We start from the raw sequence: 12,005 nt of genomic DNA, 5'->3' as shown, positions 1-12,005 counted from the left end.
TGGTTATTATACGCCCCTAAATGTCATCTTTCAAGTCTTAAACATCACTTGCCTGCTCTAAAACCCATTTTCTGACCTGAGAAATAAAGTATAGAGATCCCGTAATCACATAAAGTTTCTTATTGTCAGTCGTTACATGTTCTTTAATCCATGTTTTGAAATCTGGTACCTGCTTATAAACTTCTGGGTATTTATCTAATTTAACACTGTTTGGATAGTCAAAACTCGTTACAGTCAAGTCACCAACCGATTTTAGTTGAGCCAGCATACCATCAATAGGCTTGGTGTCAATAGCCGCAAAGAGAAGTTCAATCTCCTTATCTGCATGTTCTGATTGCAGCAAGTCAATCAAAACTTTAACACTCTCATTATTATGAGCACCATCAATCATGAGATTAGGTCTTAAAAATTCTGTTCGACCTCGCCAATTGGCATGAGCTAGTGCGTCCTTTATGAGTTTAGGAGTTACTTTAGGATAATCTTTTTGAAGCAATAAAGAAGCCATAATAGCTAAACTAGCATTTGCTACTTGATGTTGACCAGCCATGGCCAAGGCTATATCATCTAACCTTTGCTCCCCATAGGTAAAATCAAAGGAATGACTAGACCCTTCAGCTGTGAAATCTCTCCCCAATTCATAGGTCTTGGCCCCTTCTTCACGCGCCTTCTTCTCGAATACATCTCTAACATCAGTACGGTCAGTCGCATAAATAAAAGGAGCCCCATTCTTCAAAACACCAACTTTTTCTGCTGCAATTTCAGCATGGGTATTTCCCAAAATAGCCTGATGGTCCAAACCAATCGAAGGGCAAAGAACTGCCAAAGGCTTAAATAGATTAGTCGAATCATGAAGGCCGCCCATTCCAGCTTCAATGAATGCGATATCAACAGGATGGACCTGACCAAAATAGAGGAACATCAGGACTGTGATAATTTCAAACTCTGTCGCATTTTCATGCTCTGTCTCTTTTGGTAGACGTTCAACAACAGGCTTCACACGACTAACCAAGTCAAGTAAGTCCTCTTCTGAAATCATCTGACCATTAAGAGAGATTCGTTCCTTGAAGTCAATAATATAGGGCGAGGTAAAGGTTCCAACTTCATAGCCTGCCTGGGTAAAAATTGTTTGTAGGGCATTGACTGTAGACCCTTTGCCGTTTGTTCCCACGATATGCACAGCCTTGAGATTATCTTGTGGATTTCCCAATTCTTTGAGCATCCAAGCCATACGCTCCAAGCCAGGCTTGATGCCAAATTTTAATTGCCCATGAATCCAATCCAATGCTTCCTGATAAGTCATAATTACTCCTTTTTTGGCTAATGCTTCAACTTAGTCATTAAACTGACATTTAAACTAGATTCCTAGTTTTTCCTTGAGCTTAATGAGTTGACGTTCTTATTATACCAAAGACTTCTAGTCTATAACCAAAATATGCAAAAAAGGCAACCCTAGGGTCACCTCTTAAGCTTTCTCTTTTTCGTCAATAACAAGACGAACTTTTTTACCTTGAGTAGGTACCGAATAGACAATCGCTCTTATCGCCGTAATAGTACGTCCTTTTTTCCCGATAACACGCCCAATATCGGCTGGGGCAAGATCAAGATGGTACTCCAAAAACTCAGGACCGTCAATGATTTTGATGATCAACTGATCTGGTGAAGCAATTAAAGGTTTAACGATAGCGATAATAAGATTTTCAATGGTATCCATAGGCTAAAAAATTATTTTGAGAATTTTGATTCGTGGAATTTCTTCATAACGCCTTCTTTTGAAAGGATGTTACGAACTGTATCTGAAGGTTGTGCACCTTTAGACAACCACTCAAGAACACGCTCTTCTTTAAGTGTTACTTGGTTTTCTTCAACGAGTGGGTTGTAAGTACCAACTGTTTCGATGAAACGTCCATCACGTGGAGCACGTGAATCTGCAACGTTAATACGGTAGAAAGGTTTTTTCTTAGAACCCATACGAGTCAAACGGATTTTTACTGCCATTTTTAATATCTCTTTTCTTTAGTTTTTTTATTATGGTGAGGGCTCTTATCGCCCCTCGACCTTAACTAGTATACCATATCATTTTTATGTGTCAAGAAAAAAACTTGACAGACTTGAATTTTCTACAAAAAAAAAATTAGAGTTTGACTCTAACTTCCTTTTAGACTATTTCTTAGTTGTGGTCTTATGATTTTTTTCATAAGCTACTTTTGCTTCAGCATATTGAGCTTCTAAACTCTTAGCCGCTGCCTTTGACACTTTCTCATAAGTATCACGACTAGTCAACTTGCCATCCTCGTTGTATGTAGAAACAACCAAGGTATCTTTATTTACAGTATAAGACTTGGTGCGTTTTCCTTTACGGTAGAGTCGGTAGTTATCTACGTTATCCGAAATATAGTAATCTACTAGATTCTTATCTGCATTTGGATAAAGTTGCGAGACAACTTTAGTCAACTCACGCTTAAATTCTGAAACTTCTTTAGTATAGGTAATAGATTTATTCCACTGATCAACAACTTGATATTCCTTCAAATAATCTGAAGCTGTAAAAGTAGGCTGATCCTCCTCACCTTCTTTATAGAAGTAAGAATGCGTTTGTAAATTATTAGAATGATCAACTTTAAGGAAAGAGACGTAAATTTCATCTTTATCTTCATGTTCTTTCAGAGTATTGGTTAACTTACCAGAATTTTCGTCCAAGACCTTAGACGATTTTAATTCCCAAGTTCCCTCAATGTTCCCCGAAGCATTACGCCAAAAACCGTATACACCACCGACAAGCAACATCAAAACAACAGCAACAAGACTAGAAATCAAGGCTCCTTTGCCCCAATTTTTGGCCTTTTTCGACTTTTGATTAGCGTTTTGAATCGTTTCTAGAAGACGAACCTGACTTTCCAAACTCTTTTCCAATTTGGCAACTGTCTGTTCTTCCTTAGATTTAGCTTTGGCAGCTAGCTTTTCGGCTTTTTTCTTATCACGAGCAGCTTGACGAGCAATCTTCTTAGCTGCCTTTTCTTCCTTACGATCAAGTTTTGTCAAATCCTCAGATAATCCAAGATGCTGTGCTTGGTTACTGAAAACTGGAATAGCTTGATTAGGTTCACTCGAGGTATTAACAGAATGATTTCCTGCATCTGGACGGGTTGGCGCATAACTTGCCAAACGTTCCTTAGCCTCTGCGACGCGTTTGCGCTGTTCCTCTTCCTTTTGAATATCCTCAGCCTGACGGCCCGACTGAATGGTTCTTACTTGACCAACAGTCTCTTGAGATAGGGCCTTTCTCTTTTCCTGGGCCGCATTTACCATAGCTTCTTGAGCGTTGTCACGCTCTTTCTGAGACTGAGCTAGTGCTCTGGCGGTTGCGGTTCCTTCTTCAAACTGTTGGTCAGCTGCTGATTCACCTTGATCAGCTACTTGGTTAGCCTCTGTACCTTCAGAGAGAACAAACTCTCCTCGTTCCAAGGCCTCTTTAAAGTCGATTGGTCTTGGTTTTCGGCCATTAACAGCCTCAAAGTACTCTAACCATTCGTCTTTCAACATAATAAATCCCCCTGAATTAAAAAACACATGATTAACTTCCCTATTTTACCATACTTTTTAACATAAAAATAGGGATTAACAAGAATTCTAAAAATTCTTATTAAGTCCCCATTAATCTTCTTTTGGTGTAATAGACAATAATTGAACAAAACGGTGTTGTGCTGATTCTGTTTCAAGCGTGACGTTGTCGTATCTGAAGAGAATCTCCTCGATATTTGCTAAGCCCAAACCACGACCTGTTCCTTTCGTTGAAAATCCTCTTTGTTTCAAAGGAGCTACATCAATAGAAGCTTCCTTAGTTGAATTTTCAACAACAATAACTGATTGATTTTCCATCTTAAAGATAGCAATAGATAATTTTGGTTTATCTGCTAATACAGTAGCTTCAATAGCATTATCACAAAGAATTGATATGATTGTAATCAAGTCGAGTGGACGCATATCTGTGAAGAAGACCCCCTCTTCAACCTCCACATGACATTGAATACCTTTATCAAAAGCCTCAGCCACTTTAGATGATAAAAGACTCTTAAGTGGCATATTGGTCACACGAGTTAATTTTGCCAAATCAAACTTTTGCTGCTTCAAATCTGATGCCGAATCTTTCAAGACACTATCATAAATCATCTTGATTTGATCGATGTCTTTCATCTGGATGGCTTCATTAAGCGAAATCATAACATTAGTATAGTCGTGACGGAAACTGCGTAGCGTTTCGTAAAGACTTTCGACCTGCTCAGAATACTTCTCTAAATCATCCAAGTGACGTCGATTTTCTTTTCTACGCTCATTTTCAAAGAATTCATCTGCATATTTATTAACCTTGTAAACAGCATAAAAAATAGCTACAAACCCCACTAAGGTTATCACATGTCCAGCATAGTACAAGGCAAAAAATCGCGAGGCCACGACGACAGAATAGTTCAAAATCACATAGCTAATCAAGATAAAGTTAGTGAAAAACATAATCCGACCAAATTTACGATCTCGCTCTAAGACCCTCAAATATTTAAAATCAATGTTAAGGAGCTTGGATAGAGCGACAAATGTTGGAATAATTAAAAGGTCAAAGAAAATGAAATAAAGATAACTTCTGTTTAGAAAATCCGATGTGATGCCGAACCCTGGCATCAGGAAGTAGGCATAACCATTAAAAATCAACAGATAGAGAACTAGAGGATAGAAGGCATAAAAAGCCAACATATTGGTGGTTCTCTCCTTGCCATAGAAATAGGCATAGAAAAGAAGATAGAAGGGTGTCATAAAGGACAAACCGACATTATATGACATCCCCAGTATTCCCCCTATACATTCAACCAGGAACGCAATAGGAAGGATCATACGTGGTACCTTGACCAAGCTGGTCCTTTCGTAAATCCACTGTATGACAATGAAATGCAAAAGATATTCTAATGCAATTTGCAAATTGAGCATCATTTAATGGTCAGCCACCTCCTTCTAGTCATCTCTAAATATACGGCAAAAAGCCATAACACTATTCTATCACAATTCCTGATAATAGATGAGATAAAATTAAATAATTATCTCGAATTTCAGAAAACTTTCATTAATGATTAGAGAAGAAGGGGAAAATCTAAGACCTAACGATTTTTCAAACGTTCCAAAAGTTCCTTTTTACGTGTCCGCGATAGGAGGCATGACTCGTTTCCCTCAAAGAAGACCATATTAGCTGTACGATCCACACTTGTCACATTATTCACATTGACAACAAAAGAGCGGTGCGTTTGGAAGAAAATATCATCCAATTTTGCTACTTCTGCAATTTTCCCATAGAATTCCACTAGGTTTGACTTGGTATGAGCGATTAACTTATGTGGCACAGGGGCTGTCTCAATGTATAAAATATCATCATAAGGAATATTAACATCATTTTTATCCGTTTTAACAGTTAGACTCTGTGCCTTGGTTTCTTGCTCAACCTGTGAATAAGCAAAATCTAAAAGTTCTACTAAAGCTCTCTTAAGATCCACATCTTCCATGGATTTATCGACAAAATCTAGAGCTTGAATCTTATAACGGAAGGTCAAGGGCATAAACTCCGAGTAAGCTGTAACAAAGGCAATTTGTGCTTTCAAGTCTTCCTTACGGATTTCAAGCCCAATATCTAGTCCCTGCTTAGTTTGATTTTTAAGGTCAATATCCAAAAGATAAACCATGGATTTACCCGAACCTCTATCAGCATCTAACAATTCCTGACCCTGTTCATAAAAAGTAATCCCATCAACAACGGCCTTCGACTCCTCAACTGCTTCGTCCAATAAACGACCAACACGATGACGCTGCAAGGCATCATCTTCAAGGACGATAATAGAAAGCATCTTATATCCCTCTTTCTTTCTAATATACTTTAATATACCTATCTAATATTTTATCATAATTAATTGGATAATATTCCTTTTTTTACAGCATAAAGTCTTTTTATCTCACCTAATTTCATTTATAAAACAATTGTTATCTCATTGTCACTTTATATTCATTTTTAGGTGTTATCATGAGAACTGTTTTTGTTTTAAATTAAAAAGGAGAAAGTTATGTTACATTCTTTTAAAACGCAAGGGACTAAGACAAAGACCTTGTTGAGCCTTGCAACTGTCGGTATAATTAGTGCTTTTCTTGTAGGAAGTCCTCAGCATGCCTCTGCGGATCAAACCTATGTTTCAGACCCTAACCAAGCTCTGACATTTTCCGAACTTGAAACAGGTACAACTACAAATACCATCGCTCAAACAGGTGTTTCTACTGAAACACCTACTACTGTGACTACTATATCACATACCTCTGTGGATGATCTTCATACACATGAAAATGACTATGAACAAACTCCCACAAACACTCCAACTTTTGAGGAATTGAAACAAAATAGTCAAACAGCTAGCAGTACTGTCGACAGCCAGACTGGAAGCAAAACCTATGAGACTAGAATTCCGACAAATACAGATAGCAATCATAAGGCTGTAGAAAACCAGTCTGAACCAAAGACCGAAACTGTCGCTCAAGCACAAACCTGGTCAAAAGATGGTGCCACATGGGTTTCAACAGAAATTAATAATGGTAATGTTCATAAGATTCTATCTACTTATATTCCAAAACCATTAACACCTTCTACAAAACCAACGACTGTTGTAAACAAACCAGCGACTTCTAGAACGACACAACCTAAGAAGCCAACAACGACTGTCACTAAACCAACAACTCCTAAAGCTACTCCTATCCAACCTGCTAAACCAGTGGACCGAGTTGCTCAAGTATGGCAAAAGAATAACGAACTCGTAAAAGAGAATTACGATACTCCTCACTGGTCAAGTAAGGAAGCGACGGTTTTCATCAATGCTAAAAATCCTGAAATCGTGAACGCCTACAAACAGGCTATCACTTCTTGGAATAACACTGGTGCCTTTAATTTCTTGCTCACTAACGATAAACAAAAAGCCAACATCATTGCTGATGAACGTTATGAAGGTAATGTGGCAGCTCCTCTTGGAGTTACCTACTCTACTTACTACCTCCCAACTAAGCAATATAGTAATGCTACTGTTTACTTGAACACCTTCCATGTTCAAAACAATTATTACCAAAAGAACGGTGGGAAACTCCTTAACACTGCGCAACACGAATTAGGACACTCAATTGGACTTGAACACAACAGTGCCGTTGCCTCTGTAATGGAACCTAAAGGTGGTAAGACAAGTATCCAACCTGTTGATATTAACAATGTTAAGAAACTCTATAGCAAGATTTAACTTCTTACACCATCACTACAAATATAAGCAGACCTATCAGGTTCTGCTTTTTTTATACAAGTGAGATGACCATTCAAGACCAGAAAATGACTGTTCATGATTTTTTCTTACACATTTTTTGATTATGTAAAGTTTTCTTCATTTTTTTTGGTAAAATAGAAAATGTAAAGAGAGACCGGATGAGTTGGAAGACTAAACTTTGTTAGTTTTTGCTCATTATTCTCATAAACAGAATAAAAATAGTCTAGGAACCCTTCTTAACATTTATACCTATCTTCCCCAAACACTTTTCCCCCATTCCTAGATTATCAGATCTCTCATAAGAAAAGCGTCTAGCTCACCCGGCTAGGCCTTTTTTCTTTTTCCATACTTTTGCTATAATAGAGTCATACCGTTTGAAAGGAACTCATAAAATGACTATAAATCAGCAACTTCTTTGCTACAAACGTTTACCAAACTGGACAGCTACAACACTTCCAGAAATGGTGACGCAAAAACACAATACTAAGGTAGGAACTTGGGCTAAATTGACCGTTCTATCAGGATCTCTCCGCTTCTACGAATTAGATGAACAAGGACAGGTTACTGCAGAGCACCTTTTTACCCCCGAGACAGAGATTCCTTTTGTTGAACCACAAGCTTGGCATCGCATCGCTGCTGCATCAGATGATTTGGAATGCTATCTTTCTTTTTACTGTAAGCCTGAGGACTACATGACTAAAAAGTATGACACTAAGGCTCACTCCGAGGTTCTTGAAGCAGTCCAATCTGGCCATATCAAACCTGGTCGCACCCTCGACCTAGGCTGTGGTCACGGCCGTAATGCTCTTTATTTGGCATCTCTTGGACATGATGTTACAGCCGTTGATGTTAATAACGAAGCTACACAACGCATCCAAATGATTGCAGATGAGGAAAATTACAATGTTAGAGCTGGCTACTACGATATCAATGCTGCTGCTCTTCCTGAGTCTGAGACCTTTGATTTCATCCTCTCAACAGTCGTCTTTATGTTCCTTGATCCCGATCAAATTCCGGCTATTATCAAGAATATGCAAGAGCGTACTGTTGTCGGTGGCTACAACCTAATTGTTTGTGCCATGGACACTGAGGAGCACCCTTGTACCATGCCTTTCCCATTTACTTTTGAAGAGGGTGAGTTGAAGAACTACTATAGAGACTGGGAGTTAGTCAAGTATAACGAAAATCTTGGTCACCTTCACCGTTTAGATGAGCATGGCAATCCAATCGCCCTTCAATTTGCGACCATGTTAGCCAAGAAGGTTAAATAAGAGAGAATGATTGTAAAAGAACTGATTACAACTTGACTTGTCATCAAATTAAAAACTAGGATTCCAGTTGGAATCCTAGTTTTTAATTGTTTACAATATCTGCATATCCCGATTTAAGGTCTGCATTTTCTGTTTCTTTGACATAATAGACACCACCATTAGTAGTTGGTGAGTAGAGGACAAATGGAGTCCCATCTTTTTTTATGGTAAAGAAATAACGGTGAACAGAGACATTTTCCCATCTCTCGTAAACCGAAACAATGGTATACTCCGAATTGCTATTACCATTTGCAGCATAAGTAGCATCCACAGTCTGGTTATGGTCCGACATCCAACGGATAGGCAAGGAAGAGGCTTCATTGGTAATTTCTTTGTATCCTGGCTGATTCATCTGATTGCCCCAAGAAACCATCAAACTAGCAAGTCGACTAGCTTTGTCATTGGTCCAACGTGGATTTTCAGTATAGGCTTCCTTAGCATGGTTAGCGTCAGGTGTATCAATACTTGCACTGCTAGATTCACTCGCCTTCGCATTTTCGATTGATGACGTACTTGACTTGGCATTAGCCTTATCTGTCGATGAGAATATCGAGCTAGCCACCGTGGTAGACGACTTAGTCTGTTTGACGTTCTTCATTGAACTAGAGACTAGAGTTAAGCCAATACCAACGACGATCGCTACTAGAGCCCCCAGAAGAATATAGATATAATTATAATTTTTCGAGATTCCAATAAGGCCAGACTGATAAGCCAATTGTAGTTCATCAGGTTTCGGTTTACGCCCTTGAACTTGCTCAAAACGACTTATCCATTCTGCTTCTGACAGCTTTCGCATAATTTTCCTCTTCTCTTTATCAATTATCTTCCATCCTATCATAGAACAGGGATGATGACAATAGTAGAGAGAACTTGAGGTTTACCTTCAACCTATTATCCTTTATTTTCAAAATAACGACGAACAAGTCGATTCTAGGAGGGTTGTTTCTCCAAAAGTTGAAATGCCAAGTTCAATCGTCATAAATCTTTCCTCCAGTAATTCTTTATTTTTTATTAGAATAACATTATCTCTAATTAGTAATAATTACCAATAAAAAAGCCTAAGACTCTATTTTCCAAGAAAGGCTAATAGGGTTAGGCAGAAAAGGAGAACTAAAGCACCCATGACCACTAGGAGACTAATCTTATAGCCTAGGGGATTTTTGGGATTTAAACTAGTTCCAAGGCCATACCTACGGAGAACAAATAAGGGTTCTGAGGGAGATTGCTTAAGGTTGTAGCCTAAGAGATACCTTAAGTAAAATAAAAAGAAGACACTCATCCCTGGAAAAATGACAAGTGGAAGAATAATTCCCTGTGACCACCAAATCATGATTGTAAGAATGATTTGTATCAACAAGAGAACCCAAAACATGTAATAAATGTATGATTGCTTTTTCATTAATATGTACCTCTCAATCTAAGATTAGTATACTCCTCCTAGCTTCTCTTATCAATCCCATAACTCGCCTGACATCTTATTTTCTGCTACAATAGATAGGAACAATTCAAAGAAGGAAACTGTACACATGAAATTAATTTCTTGGAATATTGATTCCCTAAATGCCGCTCTTACTAGTGACTCTGCTCGCGCTCAACTATCACGCGCAGTTATCCATACCTTGGTCGCTGAAAATGCAGATATCATTGCAATTCAAGAGACAAAACTATCTGCTAAAGGTCCGACTAAAAAACATTTGCAAATCTTAGAAGACTACTTCCCTGACTATGACAATACCTGGCGTTCATCTGTGGAACCTGCCCGTAAAGGTTACGCTGGAACCATGTTCTTGTATAAAAAAGAATTGACACCAATCATCACATATCCTGAAATCGGAGCACCTTCAACCATGGACTGTGAAGGACGTATCATCACTCTCGAATTTGACCATTTCTTTGTGACACAGGTCTACACACCAAATGCCGGTGACGGCCTCAAACGTCTACTAGAACGTCAAATCTGGGATGAAAAATATGCGGATTACCTAGCCGAATTGGACGCTCTGAAACCAGTCCTTGCGACTGGTGACTATAACGTTGCCCACAAGGAAATTGACTTGGCAAACCCTTCAAGTAATCGCCGTTCACCAGGTTTTACAGATGAAGAACGTGCTGGCTTCACTAATCTCCTCGCTAAAGGATTTACAGATACTTACCGTCACCTCAATGGTGATGTTACAGGTGCCTATACATGGTGGGCCCAACGTAGCAAAACATCTAAAATCAATAATACAGGCTGGAGAATTGACTACTGGTTGACTTCAAATCGTATTGCCGATAAGGTCACAAAATCAGATATGATTGACTCTGGTGATCGCCAAGATCACACACCTATTGTCTTAGAGATTGACTTATAAAACAACTCTAGACCTAAATCCCTAAAAAGAGTAGAACTACTACTCTTTTACTTTGCCCAACTAAGGAGAAATAATGAAAAATAAACTTAACCCTACACAAAAGCTTGTTCTCTCAGCTATTATCATGGCCCTATATATCGCTATCCTCTTTGTCTCTCAAGCTATTTCCTTTGGTGCTGTTCAGATGCGTCTGGCTACGGCTTTATATGGATTAACCTATATCTTCCCATTTTTGGTTGTCCCACTCAGTCTCGCCAATGCTATTGCTAACTCTTTTGGTGGCCTGGGATTGATTGATGTTGTCGGTGGATTCTGTGCCAGCTTTCTGGCAACTGGTAGCATCTACCTCATCCGCAAAGCCAAGTTGTCAAGCTGGTTTATCGTACTCCCAATCCTACTCGTTCCATCCTTAGTGGTACCTATCTGGCTTAGCGCCTTACTTAAACTTCCTTATCTTGCTCTCGTTTTCAATTTGCTATTAGGACAATTAGTACCTTCAATCTTGGGAGCCGTCCTTGTAAGAGAGTTGTCCAAACGTGGATACAAAGACTGACAGACAAAGGCTCTATAATTTCTGTAGTGGGTAAAACCACTGTAGAGATTATAGAGCTTTTTGAGTGTACACAAAAAGTCCCATAAGAACTATAATGAAAAGCGACCAAACTATCATTAGGAAGAACTTATGAGACTTATTAAGAATACCACAGAATTAATCGGAATTAAAGACCAAAATATCAAGATTTCACTTGTTTTTGAAACTGACACTCATATCGAGATTCAAGCAAAACTTGATTATCCTGCACCACCATGCCCTCATTGTCAAGGAATAATGATCAAATATGACTTTCAAAAATCTTCTAAAATCCCTCTTCTCGAGCAAGCGGGAACTTCAACACTACTACGTCTGAAGAAACGTCGCTTCCAGTGTAAAGGCTGTAGACGAGTCACGGTGGCTGAGACATCAATCGTTGAGAAAAACTGCCAAATCTCAAATCTTGTCTGGCAAAAAGCTGCACAAC

General features: G+C 38.7%; 12 protein-coding genes. 5 read left to right on the top strand and 7 right to left on the bottom strand.

Annotation, left to right across the window (positions count from 1 at the left end):
- Positions 1-37 precede the first annotated feature (37 nt).
- The 6 genes from HMPREF1517_RS09450 to HMPREF1517_RS09425 all read right to left on the bottom strand — a co-directional run bounded on the left by HMPREF1517_RS09450 (position 38) and on the right by HMPREF1517_RS09425 (position 5,879).
- The gene (locus HMPREF1517_RS09450; protein ID WP_037601596.1) at positions 38-1,300 is read right to left on the bottom strand and encodes a bifunctional folylpolyglutamate synthase/dihydrofolate synthase; all 1,263 of its coding nucleotides are present in this window, start codon (positions 1,298-1,300) and stop codon (positions 38-40) included.
- A 162-nt stretch (positions 1,301-1,462) separates the two neighbouring features.
- Entirely contained in the window at positions 1,463-1,711 is a 249-nt protein-coding gene (locus HMPREF1517_RS09445; protein ID WP_037601593.1) for a KH domain-containing protein, read from the bottom strand.
- A gap of 11 nt (positions 1,712-1,722) precedes the next feature.
- Complete coding sequence (gene rpsP / locus HMPREF1517_RS09440; RefSeq protein WP_002884675.1) at positions 1,723-1,995, bottom strand: 30S ribosomal protein S16; 273 nt, start codon at positions 1,993-1,995, stop codon at positions 1,723-1,725.
- A 165-nt stretch (positions 1,996-2,160) separates the two neighbouring features.
- Complete coding sequence (locus tag HMPREF1517_RS09435; protein WP_037601590.1) at positions 2,161-3,540, bottom strand: hypothetical protein; 1,380 nt, start codon at positions 3,538-3,540, stop codon at positions 2,161-2,163.
- Between the two features lie 111 nt (positions 3,541-3,651).
- Positions 3,652-4,830, bottom strand: coding sequence for a sensor histidine kinase (locus HMPREF1517_RS09430; protein WP_037601828.1), 1,179 nt, complete (start codon positions 4,828-4,830; stop codon positions 3,652-3,654).
- A gap of 311 nt (positions 4,831-5,141) precedes the next feature.
- Complete coding sequence (locus HMPREF1517_RS09425) at positions 5,142-5,879, bottom strand: LytR/AlgR family response regulator transcription factor (RefSeq protein WP_002891534.1); 738 nt, start codon at positions 5,877-5,879, stop codon at positions 5,142-5,144.
- Between the two features lie 213 nt (positions 5,880-6,092).
- On the opposite strand from HMPREF1517_RS09425, the gene HMPREF1517_RS09420 reads away from it, so the two are divergent.
- Positions 6,093-7,301: a matrixin family metalloprotease gene (locus tag HMPREF1517_RS09420; RefSeq protein ID WP_037601587.1), complete on the top strand. Its 1,209-nt coding sequence runs from the start codon at positions 6,093-6,095 to the stop codon at positions 7,299-7,301.
- 413 nt (positions 7,302-7,714) lie between these two features.
- Complete coding sequence (tehB, locus tag HMPREF1517_RS09415; RefSeq protein WP_037601583.1) at positions 7,715-8,593, top strand: SAM-dependent methyltransferase TehB; 879 nt, start codon at positions 7,715-7,717, stop codon at positions 8,591-8,593.
- Between the two features lie 82 nt (positions 8,594-8,675).
- Here tehB and HMPREF1517_RS09410 read toward each other — a convergent pair whose 3' ends face one another.
- On the bottom strand, positions 8,676-9,428 hold the full coding sequence (locus HMPREF1517_RS09410; protein WP_037601580.1) for a DUF4767 domain-containing protein: 753 nt from the start codon (positions 9,426-9,428) through the stop codon (positions 8,676-8,678).
- Positions 9,429-10,158: 730 nt separating this feature from the next.
- Here HMPREF1517_RS09410 and HMPREF1517_RS09400 point away from each other — a divergent pair.
- From HMPREF1517_RS09400 to HMPREF1517_RS09390, 3 genes are all read left to right on the top strand, one after another.
- Positions 10,159-10,986 carry an exodeoxyribonuclease III gene (locus tag HMPREF1517_RS09400; protein ID WP_037601577.1) on the top strand — a complete coding sequence of 276 codons (828 nt, stop codon included), beginning with the start codon at positions 10,159-10,161 and terminating at the stop codon, positions 10,984-10,986.
- 73 nt (positions 10,987-11,059) lie between these two features.
- Positions 11,060-11,539, top strand: a complete 480-nt coding sequence (locus tag HMPREF1517_RS09395; RefSeq protein WP_037601574.1) for a QueT transporter family protein — start codon at positions 11,060-11,062, stop codon at positions 11,537-11,539.
- 129 nt (positions 11,540-11,668) lie between these two features.
- The coding region (locus HMPREF1517_RS09390) for an ISL3 family transposase (RefSeq protein ID WP_037601570.1) at positions 11,669-12,005 on the top strand (337 nt) is incomplete at its 3' end.

The sequence above is a fragment of the Streptococcus sp. ACS2 genome, from assembly GCF_000525585.1.
GTDB lineage: Bacteria > Bacillota > Bacilli > Lactobacillales > Streptococcaceae > Streptococcus.
The sequence above is the reverse complement of the archived record's forward strand: the minus strand, read 5'-3'. Positions and strand labels throughout refer to the sequence as shown.